The organism is Massilia sp. FBCC-B171, assembly GCF_059134155.1.
Genome location: NZ_CP101443.1, coordinates 4399649 through 4416570, shown reverse-complemented (window position 1 = coordinate 4416570; position 16922 = coordinate 4399649). Strand labels below are relative to the sequence as shown.

Here is a 16922-nt window from a genome sequence, read left to right as displayed (position 1 = left end):
ACGATGCCGACAACTCCTGCGCTGGAGATCGACTGGGAATGCGTGGCCAACGGCATCGACGGCGAGCGCTTCGCCGCCCGGCTGGCGCTGCGCAACCAGTCGAATGCAGCGATCGCCCCCGGCTGGGCGCTGTACTTCAACACCTGCCGCAAGGTGCTGCCGCAGACGGTGAGCGCAGGCTTCACCATCGCGCACGTGAACGGCGACCTGTTCCGGCTGGCCCGGCTGGACGCCGCCCCCTGGCTGCCGGGCGAGGCCTTCGAGATCGCCTACCAGGCGCGCTTCTGGGCGATCAGCCTCACCGATGCGCCGCTCGGCTTTTATTTGGTCACCGCCGGCGGCGTGGCGCTCGACCTGGGCGATCCGCGGATCCTGCCCTTTACGCGCCCGGCGCAGTTGCAGCGCCACAGCGAGGACCGCATCGCGCCGATGGATGCGGCGCACCGGTTCGAAGAAAATCGCGCCGTGTCGCTGCTGCCGCTGGAGGAGGTGGGCCGCATCACGCCGCGTCCGCTGTCTGCTGATTTCAGTGAGGAGCAGGTGCGTATCGGCTGCAACACGCAGCTGCGTCACGCGCCCGGCCTCGAGAACGAAGCGGCCTTCCTGCGCGCGCTGCTGGCCGGCCTGGCGCCGGCGCCGGAAGGCGAGATCGTGCTGGACACCGGCCCGCTGGAGTTTGATACGCCGGCTGCCGGCGAAGCCTATCTGCTCGAGATCGAGACCGGCAGGGTGCGCCTGCGTGGCGCGGACGGCCACGGCGTGTTCAACGGCCTGCAGACGCTGCGCCAGCTGCTCGATCCGGAGGGACGCTTGCCGCTCGGGCGCGTAGGCGATGCGCCGCGCTTCGCCTACCGCGGCATGATGCTGGACGTGGCGCGCCATTTCGCCGATGTGGAAACGGTGCTGCGCCTGCTCGACTGCATGGCGCTATATAAACTGAACCGTTTTCACTTCCACCTCACCGACGACGAGGGCTGGCGCCTGCCGATCAGCGCGCTGCCCGAATTGACCGAGGTCGGCGCGCGCCGCGGCGTGCCGGGGGAAGGCAGCAGCTGCCTGCCGCCGTCCTTCGGATCCGGCGCAGACGTCGATGCATCGGCCGGCAGCGGCCATTACAGCCATGCCGATTTTATTCGCATCCTGCGCTACGCACAGGCGCGCCACATCGAGGTCATCCCCGAATTCAACATGCCCGGCCACGCGCGGGCGGCGGTGCAGGCCATGCGTGTGCGCCACGAGCGGCTGCTGGCCGCCGGCGACGCGGCCGGCGCCGACGCATTCCGCCTCGACGACCCGGACGATACCTCGGTCTACGAATCGGTCCAGCTTTGGCACGACAACGTGATCTGCATCGCGCGCCCCTCCTGCGACCGCTTTGTCGACACGGTGGTGGGCGAGGTGGCGGCGCTCTACCGCGAGGCGGGCGTACCGCTACGGACGGTCCACCTGGGCGGCGACGAGGTCCCGGCCGGCGCCTGGCTCGGCTCGTCCATCTGCCGCGCACGCATGGCGCAGCAGGGCTGGCACACCGTGCACGAACTGCGCGCCGATTTCACTGCCCGCTGCCGCGCCATCCTCGCGCGCCACGGCCTGGGCTTTGCCGGCTGGGACGAGAACGCGCTCGCCGCCTCGGCAGACGGGGGCGTGGTGGCCGACCCGCGCTTCGCCGGGCCAGGCTTCCAGGTCTATGCCTGGAACAACGCGACCGGATCAAGCCAGGAGGACTGCGCCTGGCGCCTGGCCAACGCCGGCTACGAGGTCGTGCTGGCGAACGCCGCCCACCTGTACTTCGACCTGGCCCATGCCAAGGACCCGCAGGAGCCGGGCTATTACTGGGCCGGTTTCGTCGACACGCGCAGCGTCTTCGCTTTCCGTCCGCTCGACCTTGATCCCTTGTCCGGCGCGGACCAGATGGGCCGGCCGCTGTCGGCCCAGGCCGCGGCCCGGCTGGTGGGACTGTCCGCGCCGGAGCGCATCCTCGGCCTGCAAGGCCAGCTGTGGGGAGAAAACGCCCATTCTCGCGCGCGCATCGAATACCTGGCCGCGCCGCGCCTGCTGGCGCTGGCCGAACGGGCCTGGAGCCCAGATCCGGAATCGCAAGACGGCGCCGGCGACCCGGCGCGCGCGTGGAACGAATTCGCCAACCGCGTCGGCCAGTACGCGCTGCCCCAGCTCGACCGCACGCTGGCCTGGGGCTACCGCCTGCCGCCGCCGGGCGCGCTGGTGGAAGACGGGCGCATTCACGCCAACGCCGCGCTGCCCGGCCTGGCGCTGCGTTTTACTTTCGACGGCAGCGCGCCGCACGCGGGCAGCCCGCTGTATGCGCAGCCGCTTTGCGTGCCGCCGGCTGCCGCCACGTTTAGAATTGCCAGTTTCGATACGCGCGGCCGCGCCGGCCGCGTCGTCACCCTCGCCCTGAAGGATGTTCCCGATGCCTGATGCTTCCCTTGCCGCGGCGCCTGCTGTCGCAACGCGCCATCCGCTGGCCTGGGTGCCGACCCTGTATCTGGCGCAGGGATTGCCGTTCTATGCGGTGGCGCTGGTCGCCGGGCTGATGTTCAAGAGCATGGGCGTGCCGAACGAGCAGATCGCGCGCTGGACCGGGGTGCTCGGCCTGGCCTGGGTGTTCAAGGCGCTGTGGAGTCCCTTCCTGGAGCTGGCGCGCAGCAAGAAGCGCCTGGTCGTGATTTTCCAGATGCTGGGCGGCGGCGCGCTGGCCGCGGTCGCGCTTGCGTTGCAGCTGCCTGGCTGGTTCGCGCTCGCCATCGCGCTGCTGGCGCTGGTCTCGCTGGCCTCGAGCACCCACGACATTGCCGCCGACGGCCTGTACATCGCCAGCCTGTCGGCGCGCCAGCAGGCGGCCTACGCCGGCTGGCAGGGCGCCTTCTTCAATGCCGCCAAATTCCTTTCGCTCGGCGGCCTCGTCATCCTGGCGGGCTTTCTCGAAGCGCGCATCGGCACGGCCAGTGCCTGGACGGTGGTGTTTGGCCTGCTCGGCGCCGCGCTGGTGGGCCTCGGCCTGTATCACAGCTGGGCGCTGCCGGGCACCCTGAACGCGCCCTCGGGCGACAACTCGGCGCGCGACATCGCCCGCACGCTGGTGGATGTCGTCAAAGTCTTCTTTGCGAAAGAGGGCATTTGGCTGGCGATCCTGTTCATCATCCTGTTTCGCGCCGCCGAAGGCCAGATCCAGACCATCGGCCCGCTGTTCCTGCGCGACGCTCGCGCCGTCGGCGGCCTGGGCCTGAGCACGGCGCAGGTGGGCGCCGTGTACGGCACGGCCGGCACGGTCGCCTTTTTGGCCGGCAGCATCGCCGGCGGCTATTTCACGGCCTGGATCGGCTTGAAGCGCGCCATGCCGGTGCTGATCCTGGCGATGAATTTGCCGAACCTGGTCTTCTACTACCTGAGCGCGGCGCAGCCCGATTCGCTGACCGTGATTGCGGCGTCGCTCGGCCTGGAGATGTTCGGCTACGGCTTCGGCTTCGTCGGCATCATCCTGTTCATCATGCAGGTCGTCGCCAGCGGCAAATACCAGACCGCCCACTATGCGCTGGGCACCGGCTTCATGCAGCTTGGCTTCGTGCTGTTCAAGGTGATCAGCGGCGACGTCCAGGCAGCCCTCGGCTACCGCGCCTTCTTCCTGTGGGTGCTGGCGTGCGCGCTGCCGGTGCTGGTGCTGAGCTGCTTCGTGCGGCTGGAGAGCCCGAAGAGCGCCGCTAGCGCTTCTTGACAGGCAGCGCGAGCCAGCCGCGCCAGGCGCCGTCAAGGCCGCGCTCGACGCGCTGGATGTGCGGACGCGTGCTGTCGAGGCGCCAGAAGGTCTGGCGGTCGAGCCAGTCTTCGTACATCGAGCGAAAGCGCGGCCAGTCGCCGCAGAATTCCAGCACGCCATAGCTGCCGGCGGGGAGCACGCGCAGCCCCAGGCTCGGGTCCGGCCGCGTGTCGCCCGCGTAGCCGAAGTCGTAGCAGTATTCGCGCTCGCCCGTGAAACCCGGGTCTTCGTCGAAGACGCCGTACCAGGGCGTGCCCGGTACCGTATCGCCGCGCCGCTCGCGTTCGCACAAGAACACATTGCAGGCCATCGAGAGGGCAGCGCCGGACTGGCCGAAGAAGCGCTGGTAGCGCAGGTGAATCGCCGGCAGCGCCTGGACCCGGATGCGCGCGGCCACGCTGCCCGGCTCGGGCGGGCAGTAGGGAGCCAGGATGACGGCCAGGTTGTCGGGTTCGGCGACAAAGAAGCTGACGTCGCTCTCGCGCCCGACCTGCTGGTCCATGTAGGTGCGCCAGCCGCCTTCGCGCCAGGCCTTGGCCGACATCGCGAACTGCTGCTTGAAGGCCTTGGCGAAGGCCGCGTTCGACGGGAAGCCGCAGTCCTGGGCAATGCGCAGGATCGACACGTCCGGCTCGTGGCGCAGCAGGTGGGCCGCGCGCCGCAGGCGGCGCTTGCGCTGGTAGTCGACGGCGGAAAAGCCGGTCAGCTCGCGGAAGATGCGGTCGAAGTGGAAGGACGAATAGCTGGCCGACGCGGCCAGGTTCTTCAGCGCCAGCGGGTCGCCCACCGAATCGAGCATCAGGTCCATCACTTCGTACAGGCGCGAGGCCCGCAATTCGCGTGAATCCGGCTTCATGCGCCTGCCTCCCGCTGCCCGGCTGTCGGAGCAGGGGTACGGACGAGCGAAGCAGGAAGGCGAAAGCGCGGCATCGAAGGCATCCAGGAGGAAGGTGAACCCATTATGGCTGAAGTCGCGGGTGATGGCGACCGGCGGTGGATATGCATGCGATCAGGCAGGTAGCCGTGGTAAAGCAAGCGCCGATTATGTAGAGTTACGTGCGGCTAATTCGATAGGCGCGAAGTCAAACCAATTGAGGCAATCTTGATCCGATACCGCATTCCCATGTTGAAGCACGTACTCGTTCTCGTCGCATGGTTTGCGATCAGCTGCCCCGCATTGGCCCAGTCAGCGCTCGATTGTTCAAGCCTTCAAGGCAAAGCCAGGGCGTCAGCGGAAACACAGGCAATGCTGGCCTCTTTGATGGAAGCGATGGGCCGGCAACAGGCTGAGTTGGAAGCCGGCCTGGCCACAGCACGGGCGACGTGGAGTGAGCAGGACAGCGCCAGGTTTTCTGAAACCGTGTTTCAGTCGAAGCGGTACGCGGACTTCAACAAAGAGATCGCGCTGCTGCTCGCGGAGCTGCGGAGCGGGTGGCAAGCTTTGCAGCGGGGCGAGATCAAGGAACCGGCGGCCGGTTGCCGGTATGTCGCGCGCTTGCAGGAACTCGTCAGGAAGCTTGGGTCGGTTTATGCGCGGCAGTCCGTTTATATGAACGAGCAGCTGCGAAAGGTGAAACCGGCGCAAGCGCGCTAGCGCACCGGTGCGCCCCGCGCATCACCCCAGCTTTGCCTTGAAAAACCCCACAGTCCGGCTCCACGCCAGCTTGGCCGCAGCCTCATCGTAGCGTGGCGTGGTGTCGTTATTGAAGCCGTGCTCGGCGCCTTCGTACACGAAGTGCTGGTACTCGACCTTGTTGGCTTTTAACGCCGCTTCGTAGGCCGGCCAGCCGGCCAGGATGCGCGCGTCCTTGCCCGCGTCGTGGATCATCAGCGGCCCGCGGATCTTCGGTACATCGGCAGCGGCTGGCTGGCTGCCGTAGAAGGGCACGGCAGCAGCCAGGTCGGGGATCACGGTGGCCAGGTAATTGGCGATGGCGCCGCCGTAGCAGAAGCCGACCACGCCGAGCTTGCCGGTGGACTGCGGGTGGGATGTGAGCGCGCCCGCCGCTGCGACGAAATCGGCGCGTGTTTTCGCCTGGTCCAGGGTCTGGAACAGTGTGCGTGCCTTTTCTTCGTCGCCCGGATAGCCGCCCAGTGGATGCAGCGCGTCGGGTGCGAACGCGAGGTAGCCTTCCAGCGCCAGCCGGCGCGTCACGTCTTCGATATGCGGGTTCAGGCCGCGATTCTCGTGGACCACCAGGATCGCAGGCAGCTTGCCCCTGGCATTCGCGGGAACGGCCAGATAGCCGCGCAGCGTGCCATAGCCTTGCGGCGACGGGAACTCCACATAACTGGTCTTCAGGCGGCTGTCGGACGCTGCGACCAGGGGAGCCGCGAAGGAGGGCGACAGCTGCGCCAGCAAGCCGGCCGCGGTCACGCCGCCGACGGCATAGCGGGAAGCCGCCGACAGGAATTCACGGCGCGAGAGGCGGCCGTGGACGTAGCCGTCGAACAGTTGCAATACTTCGGGATCGAAATCGTTTGCTGTCAGTCTGGTCATGGTGGTCTCCGGGAGTGGGATGGCTGCGCCAGCATACGCCTGCTGGGTCGGGGCGATGATGGTTGCCGGGATCGATAGCGGGTCAATCGTGTTCAATATTCTTGTTGACACCGCGCCAAGCTGCGTCTACTGTATTAATCAACTAATACACTAGACGCCATGTACACCCACACTGCCCAGCTGTTTTCGATCTCGACCGGCTCCTCCGAACCCATCTACCGCCAGCTCGTCGAGCAGGTGCGCCGGCTGGTTGCCGCCGGCCAGATGGCGCCCGGCGACGGCATGCCCTCGGTGCGCGAAGTGGCGCAGTCGCTTGCGCTCAATCCCATGACCGTCTCCAAGGCCTACAGCCTGTTGGAGATGGAAGGCCTGCTGACGCGCCGGCGCGGCATGGGGATGGTCGTAGCCGAACGGGCGGGCAGGGAGCACAGCAGCGCCGAACGCGCCGAACTCCTGCGTCCCATTCTCGAACGCGCGGCAATCGAAGCGCGCCAGCTGGAACTCGATCCCGAGACCGTCCTCTCCCTCTTCACCCACATCCTGAAGGAACTAGCATGAGCACCCCGATCGTCCGGCTTACTTCGATCCGCAAGCAATTTGGCAGCGAGCTCGTCTTGAATGGCGTCGATTGGCAGGTGATGCCGGGCCAGGTGATCGGCCTGCTGGGGCGCAACGGAGCCGGAAAGTCGACCCTGCTCGAATGCCTGCTCGGCCTGCGCGAGACGGATAGTGGGTCGGTCACACTCTACAGCGAAAACGTGAATGCCCTGACGGATGCCACCCGCGCCCGGATCGGCTATGTGCCGCAGAAGTCGGATTTGTTCGACTGGATGACGCCGCGCCAGATGCTGGACTATTTCAAGGCGCTTTACCCGCGCTGGAACGAGGCCAAGGTCAACGGGCTGCTCGCGCGCTGGGGCTTCGACCAGGCCAGGCAGAGCACGGCGATCGGCAAGCTCTCGGGTGGCGAGCAACAGCGCCTGTCGATCGTGCGCGCGCTCGGGCCCGACCCGGACCTGCTGATCCTCGACGAGCCGGTGTCGAGCCTCGACCCGGTCGGGCGGCGCGACTTCCTGCGCGAACTGATCGACGGCGTGATCGAGCGCGGCACCACGGTCGTCTTCTCGACCCACATCCTGTCGGACCTGGAAAGGGTCGCCCTTGATGTCGCCTTCCTCAAGGACGGCAAGATCGCGCTGCAGGGCCGGCTCGACGAACTGATCGAGGGCGCCCGGCGCGTGGTGGGCCCGGGCGCCGTGCTCGATGGCGTAAGGGTAGCCGGCGAAGTGCGGCGCCAGCGTGGCCGTGACGGCTCGGTCAGCGTCGTCACGCACGGCGGCGCGGCACTCGGCGCGCTCGCCTCGCAAGCCGGCGTGCGCGTTGAAAGCCTGAGCCTGGAAGACCTGTTCATCGAGGTGACGCAATGAGTTCCGCGCTGAGGGACTTCGCCCTGTTGTGGCGCGCGGCGCTGACAACGCGCCATCCGTATGCGAATGTCTGGGTGTCCATATCCGCGCTGCTGTTCGCGCTGTTCGTGGGCGCACTGGTATTCGTCAAGACGGGCGACATGCTCGAGACGCTGGTGTACGCACTGCGTGCCGCGTCGTTGCTGCTGGTGTTGGGCGTGCTGATGTATTTCATTCCCGGTGCGATCAAGCTCAATACGCCTGCCAATGCGGTGCTGGTGCCACGCATGCGCTGCCGCGCCAGGCAGTTGACCGTATCGGTCTGGGTATGCGCCACCCTGTTGGGTGCGATGCTGACGCTGGGCACCCGGATTCCCGCCCACCTGGCTTTTTTCGGCATCGGCCTAGGGCTGATCGCACAGGGCATGGCACGCAGCGGTCACCGCGCCGGCCCATGGCTCCAGTTCCTGCTGCCGATCCTGTTCGTGATGCAGCCGGTCATTCCGGCGCAGTGGCTGGCGCTGCTGGCAACGCCTGTTGTCCTTGTGGTGCTGGCCATGCTGATGCTGGCCCTGGGCACTTACACGCTCGACATGATGTTTGCGCAGGGCGGCGAGCGCCATTTCAGTCTGCGCAATGCGCAGAAACAGGCTAGCGGTCAGGCAGGCAAGGAAGGGCAGTTAAAGGCAGCGCACCTCCCGCGCGTGGGCGAGTGGTTGTATGGGGCCGCGCTGCGCCGCGATGTCGCCCGCCATCATGGCGGCGCGCTCCTGATGCACGTGCTCGGCCCGGCCGTGCACTGGACGCAGCGCTGCCTGGCGTTGCTGACGATCGTCGGCGGCGCGGCCGTCGCCATGGCCCTGTTGCGCGAGCAGGCGAGCGCCGGCACGCTGGCGACGATCGCAGGTGGCAGCTGGGTCGGCATTTCCTGGGCGCTGATTTTCCAGTTACGCGATCAGGAACAGCGTCTCATGCGTGTGGCGGCCACGTACGGCGAGCAAAACCTGGTGCGGCTGGCGCCGCTGATGCCGGGCGCTGCGGACGCGTTCAACCGCCGTTTGGCCGCGCGCATGCTGTGCACCGGGCTGATCGACTGGGCGGGCACCTCGGCCATGGTGCTGGCGCTTGTTGCCATCAGCGGGGCTTCCGGCACCACCCTCTGGATGCAGGCCTGCATGTGCTGCCTGACCCTGCCGATTCTCGCTTCGACCCTGCGCGATTACGGCCGTGACACCCGCAGCGGCAGCGACGTGTGGGGGCTGTTCCTGTGGCTGCTCGTCTCGATCGGCTTGTGCTTTCTTGCCGGTGCGGTCGCAGGCTACTTGCTGGGTACGCCGGTGCTGCCGCTGGCCGCGCTGGCATCGATGGTGCTGGCGCTCGGCGCGGTATCATGGCGCTGGCGCCGGCTTCGTGGGACCTCGCATGCTTTCCCTGTGGGACGCCTGGCCTGAGCTTCAGTGGCCCTTGCGCTGTACCAGCGCCGTGCCGACGCCGTGGCGCTTGCCTTCGCTGACCGCGGTCACGGTGCCATCGGGATTGAAGACGATGGCATTCGCCGCGCCGATTTCCTCGGGCGGCGTTTCCCATTTGTGGCCGAAGGCTTCCAGGCCGCGCGCCTGGCTCGATGCGGCGAAGCCTGGTTCGACCGAGGTCGTTGCGCCATTGCGTTCGGACAGGCGCGGCGCATTGATCGCGGCATCCATGGTCATGCCGAAGTCGACATAGTTCACGATCGTCTGCAGGACCGTGGTGATGATGGTCGAACCGCCCGGGCTGCCGATGGTAAAGGCCGGCTTGCCGTCCTTCAGGGCGATGGTCGGCGCCATGCTGCTGCGCGGACGTTTACCGGCTTCCGGCACGTTCGGGCGCGGGCCGGAAAAATCGAAATCGGTCATCTCGTTATTGAGCAGGAAGCCGTAGCCCGGCACCACGATGCCGCTGCCGCCCCAGGACTCGATGGTGAAGGTGTAGGAGACCACATTGCCATCCTTGTCCGAGACCGTAAAGTGGGTGGTGTGGGCGTTCTCCCTTTGCAGCGGGCGCGCTTGCGGACGCAGGGGAATGCTCTGGTCCTCCTGGTACGCGTACGGGTCGCCGGCCGCGACAATCGCTGCGGCGCGCTGCGGGTCGATCGACGCACGGCGCTGCGCCGCGAACTGTTTCGAGAGCAGGCCGGCGACCGGCGCATCGACGTATTCGGGATCGGCGAGATAGGCGTTGCGGTCGGCAAAGGCGAGGCGGCTCGCTTCCAGGTACAGGTGCTCGGCCTGCGCACGCGGCATGGCCTTCAAATCGTAGCCTTCCAGGATATTCAGCGCCTCGGCCACCGTCACGCCGCCGCTGCTCGGCAGCGGCATGCCGTAGAGTTCATAGCCGCGGTAGGTGCTGGCGACGGGCTGGCGGATGCGCGCTTCGTAGTTGGCCAGGTCGGCCAGCGTCATGCGGCCGGCGCGCACGCTGGCGCCGTTGGCGACCGGCGGCTGGTTGACGGCGTCGACGATCGCGCGCGCCATCGGGCCTTCGTAAAAGGCGCGCTGGCCGCGGGCGGCGATCTCGCGGTAGGCCTTGGCCATGCCGGGGTTGCGCAGCACGGTGCCGGCCGGGAGCGCCTTGCCGTTCTTCAGGTAGAGCGCGCTCGTCGGGGCGAACTGCTGAAATTTCCTTTCATTTTCACGCGTTAAATGAGAGAAAATTTCACTCGTCGTAAAGCCTTTGGTGGCCACGTCGATGGCCGGCGCCAGCACCTGCTTGAAATTCATGCTGCCGTAGCGCTCCAGCGCCTCGTGCCAGCCGCGCACCGTGCCGGGAACGCCAACGGCTGCGCCACTGGCCACCGCCAGCTCGAAATCGATCTCTATACCGTTGTTCAGGAATGCCGCCGGGGTGAAGGAGTTTGGCGCCGTTTCGCGGTGATCGATCGTGATCACGCGCTTGTCCTTGGCCAGGTAAATCACCATGAAGCCGCCCCCGCCGATACCGCAACTGAACGGGTCGGTTACGCCCAGCGTCGCCGCCGCGGCCACCGCCGCATCGATCGCATTGCCGCCCTTGTTGAGGATGGCGAGCGCCGATTGCGAGGCCTGTTCGCTGATGCTGGCCACCGCGCCGCCGGTGCCGGTGGCAACGGGCGTTTTGGCGAGCGCCAGCGGCGCGTGCAGGATGATGGAAAGGGTAAGCGTGCAGGTGAGGGCGGTCGCGGATCGGGTCATGGAGTGGTGGGCGAGTTGGAAGGGACGATGCGGATGGTGGCGCGGTAGACAAGCGAGGCGCCGGGCGCGGGCGGGGCGGGGATGGTCGTTTCATCGAGCACGATGCGGCGCCCGTCGACCGCCTTGGGTGTGGCACCGGGCGCGGCGGGCGAGAGCGTGAAGGTTTCAGGCGCGGCGCCAGCGCGCCGGATGCTGAAGCGGTAGCTCAGCTTGCCGGCCCAGACGCACTGCACGCCCGGCGGGCAGCGGCTGTCCTCCACCTCGTCGAAACGCAGGCTGAGGCCGGGCGCCAGGTCCACGGCTTGTCCCCGCTCGAGCGTGAAGCTGCGCTCGGGGAGCGGCGCGGCCGGCGCGGCGCAGGCGGCGAGGGTGGCGCAAACGATGGGAAACAGCAGGTGGCGCATCGCGGTGAATGGTCGTGTCGGTAGGGCGAGCATAGCAAAAAGGCTGGGGTGCGGGCGCGTGGGAAGGCGTCACATTGCCGTCATATTCGGTGGCTAGACTGCGTCCATCACTTACCCACCCTGAGCGACGACAAAATGAAAACCAAGCACATGTTCAAAACGATGATCGCCGGCGCCGCTGCCATGATGATGATGGCTTCAAGCTTCGCCGCCGACGTGACGGGCGCGGGCGCGACCTTCCCCTACCCGATCTACGCGAAGTGGGCCGAGATGTACAAGGGCGCCACCGGCAACGGCATGAACTACCAGTCGGTCGGCTCGGGCGCCGGCATCAAGCAGATCAAGGCGAAAACCGTCGACTTCGGCGCCTCCGACATGCCCCTGAAAGCCGCCGAACTCGAAGAAGCGGGCCTGATGCAGTTCCCGGCCATCATGGGCGGCGTGGTCGCGGTCGTCAACGTCGAAGGCGTGACGCCGGGCCAGCTCAAGATGACCGGCCCGCTCATCGCCGACATCTACCTCGGCAAGATCACCAAGTGGAACGCGCCTGAAATCGCCGCCTTGAATCCCGGCGTGAAGCTGCCGGCCGATGACATCACCGTCGTGCACCGCGCCGACAGCTCGGGTACCTCTTTCCTGTTCACCGACTACCTGTCGAAGACCAGCCCGGAATTCCAGTCGAAAATCGGCGCCGGCACGGCCGTCAAGTGGGCCACCGGCGTAGGCGGCAAGGGCAACGAAGGCGTCGCCGCCAACGTGCAGCGCATCAAGGGCTCGATCGGCTATGTCGAGTGGGCTTACGCCAAGAAGAACAAGCTGTCGCACACCCAGCTGAAGAACAAGGACGGCCAGTTCCTGCAGCCTGACGACGAACATTTCAAGGCCGCCGCCGCCAGCGCCGAGTGGACCAAGACCCCGGGCTTCGCCGTGGTCCTGACCGATACTGCGGGAAAAAACAGCTGGCCGATCACGGGCGTGTCCTACATCCTGATGCACAAGGCCCAGGCTGACGCAGCCAAGGGTAAGGAGGTCGTGAAATTCTTCGACTACGCTTACAAGAACGGCGACGCCGCAGCGGCGGAACTGGACTACGTGCCGATGCCCGAGTCTGTCGTCAAGCTGGTGCAGGGCGCATGGAAAGCCCAGCTGAAGGATGGTTCGGGCGCGGCGATTTACTGATACGCAGGCGGACCGGGACGCGGCGGGCATTCACGTATAATCGTGAGCCGCCCCTTGTCCTCTACGCCGAATGACCGATCTGTGCATCCAGCCCTCGCCCGCGCCGCTGTCGTTTCTCGATAACACGGGCGAGCTCGGTGCCCTCATTGCCCGCCACGACTGGTCTGCAACCTCGCTCGGCGCCATCGACACCTGGCCGCAAAGCGTCAAAAGCACGGTCTCGCTGATCCTTCACTCTCCGTTCCCGATCGCCACGATGTGGGGCGAGAGCGGGGTGCTGATCTATAACAGCGGTTACGCGGAGATTGCCCGCGACAAGCACCCGGCCCTGCTCGGGGTCGAGGTGCGCGACGCCTGGCCCGAAGCGCGTGCCTTCAACGACCAGGTCATGCATGTGTGCATGTCCGGCAAAACTCTGCACTACGCCAATCAGGAACTGACCCTGCACCGCGAGGGCCGCGACGAGCAGATCTGGTTCAACCTGCATTACTCGCCCATCATCGGCGAGGACCACGTGCCGGTGGGCGTGATGGCCATGGTGGAAGACACCAGCGACGAGGTGCGCGTCGAGCGCTTCCTCAAGAGCGAACACACGCGCCTGCAGGCGATGTTCGACCAGGCACCCGGTTTCATGGCAATGCTCGAAGGCCCGCAGCACCGCTTCGCCCATGCCAACCAGGCCTACCTGACGCTCGTGAACCGGCGCGATGTGGTCGGCAAGACCCTGGCGGAGGCGTTGCCGGAAGCGGTCGCGCAAGGCTTCGGCGACCTGCTCGACAGCCTGTACGCGAGCGGCGAGGCCTCTGCCGGCGTCGCCACGCCGTTTTCCGTCGGTGCCGCGGGTGACTTGCCGGCCAGGGAGTGCTTTGTCGACTTCGTCTACCAGCCTTTGCGCGACGAGGCCGGCGCTGTCTACGGCATCTTCGTCCAGGGTGCCGACGTCAGTGACCGGGTATTGGCCGAGCAAGCCATGCGCGCCAGCGAAACCCTGTTCCGCACCCTGGCCCAGGCCTTGCCGAACCAGGTCTGGGCGGCGCCGCCGGACGGCGTCCTGGACTGGTACAACGAGCGCGTGTACAGCTATTCCGGCTACCAGCAGGGAGAACTCGATGGCGGGCGCTGGACCAGCATGGTGCATGACGACGACATCAAAGCGGCGGCAGCGGCATGGGGGAATGCGCTGGCCAGCGGAAGCACCTACGAGATCGAGTTTCGCCTGCGCGACCGCGATGGCAGTTACCGCTGGCACCTGGGGCGCGCTTTGCCGATTCGCGACGAGACCGGCGCCATCACGCGCTGGGTCGGCACGAATACCGACATCGAAGACCAGAAGGCGGCCGCCCGTGCGCTGGCAACCCTGAACGACACCCTGGCTGACCAGGTCAGCCAGCGCACGGCGGAGCGCGACCGCATCTGGCTGCTCTCGACGGAACTGATGCTGGTGGCCGATTTCGAATCGAACATCGTCGCGGTCAATCCTGCATTCACCGCGGTGCTCGGCTGGAGCGAAGCGAGCCTGGTGGGCAGCCCCTTCCTGGCGCTCGTGCATCCCGACGACGTGGAAGCGACGCTGCGCGAAGTGGGCGGGCTGAGCGGGGGCCAGACCACCTTCAGTTTCGAGAACCGCTACCGCCACCGCGACGGCAGTTACCGCACGCTGGCCTGGTCCGCAGCACCGGACGCCAGCTTCATCCATGCCGTCGCGCGCGATGTGACGGCCGAGCGTGAAGCCGCCGCCGCCATGCGGCGCACCGAACAGGCCTTGCAGCAATCGCAGAAAATGGAGACGATCGGCAAGCTGACCGGCGGTGTCGCGCACGACTTCAACAACCTGTTGCAAGTCATTGCCGGCAACCTGCAGCTGCTCGGCACCGACGTGGCCACCAACCCGCGGGCGCAGCGCCGTGTCGAGAATGCGATGGGCGGGGTGCTGCGCGGCGCCAAGCTGGCCAGCCAGCTGCTCGCTTTCGGCCGCCGCCAGGCGCTCGAACCGAAGGTGGTGCGCATCGGCCGCAACGTCGCCGCGATGGACGACATGCTGCGCCGCGCACTGGGCGAGGAAATCGAGCTCGAGACAGTGATCCAGGCTGGCTTGTGGAATGCCTTCGTCGATATTTCGCAAGTCGAAAACGCCATCCTCAACCTCAGCATCAATGCGCGCGACGCCATGGACGGCGTAGGCAAGCTGACCATCGAGGTCGGCAACGCCAAGCTCGACGACGATTACATCAGGACGCAGCCGGACGTGACGCCCGGCCAGTACGTGATGATCGCCGTCAGCGATACCGGCTCGGGCATGCCCCCCGAGATCATTGCGCAAGCCTTCGAACCGTTCTTTTCGACCAAGCCGGAAGGAAAGGGCACCGGCCTGGGCCTGTCGATGGTGTACGGCTTCGCCAAGCAGTCCGGTGGCCATGTAAAGATTTATAGCGAAGTCGGCTTGGGTACGACCGTCAAGATGTACCTGCCGCGTTCGCTCGAAGTGGAAGACGCGCTCGATCCGGTCGACTTGCGCGAGCCCACCGGCGGTACCGAAACCATCCTCGTGGCCGAGGATGACGAGGGCGTGCGCGAGACCGTGGTCGAATTGCTGGGCGAGCTGGGTTACCGGGTGCTGAAGGCGGCGGACGCCGCCAGTGCAATGGCGATCGTCTCGAGCGGCATCCCGATCGACCTGCTGTTTACCGATGTGGTCATGCCGGGCCCCTTGCGCAGTCCCGACCTGGCGCGCAAGGCGCGTGAAGCGATTCCGAACCTGGCGGTGCTGTTCACCTCTGGCTATACCGAGAACGCCATCGTCCACGGCGGGCGGCTCGATCCCGGCGTTGATTTGCTGGGCAAACCCTATACGCGGGCCGCGCTCGCGTCGAAAATCCGCCATGTGCTGGCCAACCGCGACCAGCGCAGCGGCGCCGCGCGCGACCTGGCCCAGGCACGCAGCCAGGCCAGGCATGAGCGCACGGCGCCCGCCGCGCTCAGGATCGTACTGGTCGAAGACGACGAGTCGCTGCGCGCTACGACCACCGAACTGCTCGAACTGCTGGGCCATTCGGTGAGCGCGGCGGCCAACGGCGAGGCAGCGCTGGCCCTGCCAGCCCTGGCCTCGGCCGACGTCCTCATGACCGACCTCGAATTGCCCGGCATGTCGGGCGAGCAGCTGGCCGCTGCTGCGCGCGCGCTGGCGCCGGAGCTGGCCGTCGTCTTCGCATCCGGGCGCAGCGCCACGACCAGCCTGGAGCGCTCGGTCATGCTGAGCAAGCCCTACGACGTCGATGCACTCAGTGCCGCCCTGGCGGGCAGGAGTTCCTAGGCCGCAGCGCGGCGGCGGTCGGCCAGGGGCAGGGCGACCGTGAACCGGCTGCCTAGTCCCAGGCCTTCACTGGCGGCGGTCACGCTGCCGCCATGCAGGTCGACCAGTCCCTTGACGATGCCCAGGCCCATGCCGATGCCCGAGCCCTTGCGGTCGGTACCGGCTTCGGCCTGGGAAAACAGATCGAAGAGGGTCGGCATCATGCCGCCGGCGATGCCTTTCCCGCTATCCGACACCGCGACGATGGCGTGTTCTTCAGTGACCGTGACGGCGACCTCGATCGGCAACTGGGGCGGCGAATAACGCGAGGCGTTGGCCACCAGGTTGCCCAGCACCTGACCCAGGCGCATGCGGTCGCCCCTTACCCGTGCCGGCAAGGCCGGGACCGCGACCCGCAAGGCTTGTCGTTTGGACGCCAGCATCGGTTCCAGCTGTTCGCGCACATCATGGACGATATCGCGCACATCGACTTCTTCCAGCTGCAGGTTGATCTGCCCGCGCGTAATGCGCGACACGTCGAGCAGGTCCTCTGTGAGCCGCCCCATGACGCCGACCTGACGCTCAATCAACTGGCTGATCTTGCTCAGCTGGGGATTGCCGCCATGCGTGGTCTCGAGCACTTTGGCCGCCATGGCCAGCGCGGCCAGGGGATTGCGCAATTCGTGCGAGAGCGTTGCCAGGAAGGTATCCTTCTGCGCGTTGACACGCACCAGTTCTTCCCTGGCCTGGACCAGTTCCGTGACATCGCGCGAGACCACTAGCAATCCCGCCATGTCGTGCGCGGCGCCCTTGATGGGCGTGACCACGACATCCCACCAGCGCGGCGTATTTTTCGCGGTCGGGCAGAAGGCGAGCAATTGCGTACGCTTGCCCATGCGTCCTGCGGCAACGGCCTGTTCCACCCTTGCTTGTTCGCTGCCCGGCCATAGACTGGACCAGCTCATGCCATCGAGTTGCGCTGCATGCTCGAGCTCCAACGCAATTTTCCCACCGGCATTCAGCGATCTGATGGTGCCGTCGAGATGCAAGATCTTGATACAGTCGGGACTGTTCTCAAATAGTTCGAGATCGACAGGCTGGTCCCGCTCTGCGCGTGAAGAGGGCATGATGGCATCCAGATGAAGTAGGTTGTGGACCAC

At 66.6% G+C, this 16922-nt stretch carries 13 protein-coding genes; 8 read left to right on the top strand and 5 right to left on the bottom strand.

The window, feature by feature from the left end; genetic code table 11:
* Positions 1–3: 3 nt before the first annotated feature.
* The gene (locus tag NMB41_RS19990) at positions 4–2439 is read left to right on the top strand and encodes a family 20 glycosylhydrolase (protein WP_494379544.1); all 2436 of its coding nucleotides are present in this window, start codon (positions 4–6) and stop codon (positions 2437–2439) included.
* Positions 2432–3733 (top strand): MFS transporter, encoded by a 1302-nt coding sequence (locus NMB41_RS19985; protein WP_494379543.1) that lies wholly within the window; start codon positions 2432–2434, stop codon positions 3731–3733. The genes NMB41_RS19990 and NMB41_RS19985 overlap by 8 nt, the downstream gene beginning before the upstream one ends.
* Here the strand turns inward: NMB41_RS19985 and NMB41_RS19980 are convergent.
* The gene (locus NMB41_RS19980; RefSeq protein ID WP_494379542.1) at positions 3720–4631 is read right to left on the bottom strand and encodes a helix-turn-helix domain-containing protein; all 912 of its coding nucleotides are present in this window, start codon (positions 4629–4631) and stop codon (positions 3720–3722) included. The two genes, NMB41_RS19985 and NMB41_RS19980, sit on opposite strands and share 14 nt — an antisense overlap.
* Positions 4632–5021: 390 nt before the next feature.
* On the opposite strand from NMB41_RS19980, the gene NMB41_RS19975 reads away from it, so the two are divergent.
* Positions 5022–5369, top strand: a complete 348-nt coding sequence (locus NMB41_RS19975) for a hypothetical protein (protein WP_494379541.1) — start codon at positions 5022–5024, stop codon at positions 5367–5369.
* A gap of 21 nt (positions 5370–5390) precedes the next feature.
* On the opposite strand, the gene NMB41_RS19970 is transcribed toward NMB41_RS19975, so the two are convergent.
* Positions 5391–6275: a dienelactone hydrolase family protein gene (locus NMB41_RS19970; protein ID WP_494379540.1), complete on the bottom strand. Its 885-nt coding sequence runs from the start codon at positions 6273–6275 to the stop codon at positions 5391–5393.
* A gap of 159 nt (positions 6276–6434) precedes the next feature.
* On the opposite strand from NMB41_RS19970, the gene NMB41_RS19965 reads away from it, so the two are divergent.
* From NMB41_RS19965 to NMB41_RS19955, 3 genes are read left to right on the top strand one after another with little or no spacing between them, the layout of a single operon-like run.
* On the top strand, positions 6435–6833 hold the full coding sequence (locus tag NMB41_RS19965) for a GntR family transcriptional regulator (protein ID WP_494379539.1): 399 nt from the start codon (positions 6435–6437) through the stop codon (positions 6831–6833).
* Entirely contained in the window at positions 6830–7702 is an 873-nt protein-coding gene (locus NMB41_RS19960) for an ABC transporter ATP-binding protein (RefSeq protein WP_494379538.1), read from the top strand. Before NMB41_RS19965 ends, NMB41_RS19960 begins: the two co-directional genes overlap by 4 nt.
* The gene (locus NMB41_RS19955) at positions 7699–9132 is read left to right on the top strand and encodes a hypothetical protein (protein WP_494379537.1); all 1434 of its coding nucleotides are present in this window, start codon (positions 7699–7701) and stop codon (positions 9130–9132) included. Before NMB41_RS19960 ends, NMB41_RS19955 begins: the two co-directional genes overlap by 4 nt.
* A gap of 3 nt (positions 9133–9135) precedes the next feature.
* On the opposite strand, the gene ggt is transcribed toward NMB41_RS19955, so the two are convergent.
* Positions 9136–10890, bottom strand: a complete 1755-nt coding sequence (gene ggt, locus NMB41_RS19950; protein WP_494379536.1) for a gamma-glutamyltransferase — start codon at positions 10888–10890, stop codon at positions 9136–9138.
* Complete coding sequence (locus tag NMB41_RS19945; RefSeq protein ID WP_494379535.1) at positions 10887–11327, bottom strand: hypothetical protein; 441 nt, start codon at positions 11325–11327, stop codon at positions 10887–10889. The genes ggt and NMB41_RS19945 overlap by 4 nt, the downstream gene beginning before the upstream one ends.
* A gap of 102 nt (positions 11328–11429) precedes the next feature.
* Here NMB41_RS19945 and pstS point away from each other — a divergent pair, with 102 nt between their 5' ends.
* Positions 11430–12473, top strand: coding sequence for a phosphate ABC transporter substrate-binding protein PstS (pstS, locus tag NMB41_RS19940; RefSeq protein ID WP_494379534.1), 1044 nt, complete (start codon positions 11430–11432; stop codon positions 12471–12473).
* Between the two features lie 70 nt (positions 12474–12543).
* The gene (locus tag NMB41_RS19935; RefSeq protein ID WP_494379533.1) at positions 12544–15783 is read left to right on the top strand and encodes a hybrid sensor histidine kinase/response regulator; all 3240 of its coding nucleotides are present in this window, start codon (positions 12544–12546) and stop codon (positions 15781–15783) included.
* Here NMB41_RS19935 and NMB41_RS19930 read toward each other — a convergent pair.
* Entirely contained in the window at positions 15780–16889 is a 1110-nt protein-coding gene (locus tag NMB41_RS19930) for a sensor histidine kinase (RefSeq protein ID WP_494379532.1), read from the bottom strand. The two genes, NMB41_RS19935 and NMB41_RS19930, sit on opposite strands and share 4 nt — an antisense overlap.
* Between the last annotated feature and the right edge of the window lie 33 nt (positions 16890–16922).

Excerpts from the sequence above, each read along its gene's own strand:
- NMB41_RS19990 (WP_494379544.1), top strand. The coding sequence starts at position 4 with ATGCCGACAACTCCTGCGCTGGAGATCGACTGGGAATGCGTGGCCAAC.
- NMB41_RS19985 (WP_494379543.1), top strand. The coding sequence starts at position 2,432 with ATGCCTGATGCTTCCCTTGCCGCGGCGCCTGCTGTCGCAACGCGCCAT.
- NMB41_RS19980 (WP_494379542.1), bottom strand. The coding sequence starts at position 4,631 with ATGAAGCCGGATTCACGCGAATTGCGGGCCTCGCGCCTGTACGAAGTG.
- NMB41_RS19975 (WP_494379541.1), top strand. The coding sequence starts at position 5,022 with ATGCTGGCCTCTTTGATGGAAGCGATGGGCCGGCAACAGGCTGAGTTG.
- NMB41_RS19970 (WP_494379540.1), bottom strand. The coding sequence starts at position 6,275 with ATGACCAGACTGACAGCAAACGATTTCGATCCCGAAGTATTGCAACTG.
- NMB41_RS19965 (WP_494379539.1), top strand. The coding sequence starts at position 6,435 with ATGTACACCCACACTGCCCAGCTGTTTTCGATCTCGACCGGCTCCTCC.
- NMB41_RS19960 (WP_494379538.1), top strand. The coding sequence starts at position 6,830 with ATGAGCACCCCGATCGTCCGGCTTACTTCGATCCGCAAGCAATTTGGC.
- NMB41_RS19955 (WP_494379537.1), top strand. The coding sequence starts at position 7,699 with ATGAGTTCCGCGCTGAGGGACTTCGCCCTGTTGTGGCGCGCGGCGCTG.
- ggt (WP_494379536.1), bottom strand. The coding sequence starts at position 10,890 with ATGACCCGATCCGCGACCGCCCTCACCTGCACGCTTACCCTTTCCATC.
- NMB41_RS19945 (WP_494379535.1), bottom strand. The coding sequence starts at position 11,327 with ATGCTCGCCCTACCGACACGACCATTCACCGCGATGCGCCACCTGCTG.
- pstS (WP_494379534.1), top strand. The coding sequence starts at position 11,430 with ATGAAAACCAAGCACATGTTCAAAACGATGATCGCCGGCGCCGCTGCC.
- NMB41_RS19935 (WP_494379533.1), top strand. The coding sequence starts at position 12,544 with ATGACCGATCTGTGCATCCAGCCCTCGCCCGCGCCGCTGTCGTTTCTC.
- NMB41_RS19930 (WP_494379532.1), bottom strand. The coding sequence starts at position 16,889 with ATGCCCTCTTCACGCGCAGAGCGGGACCAGCCTGTCGATCTCGAACTA.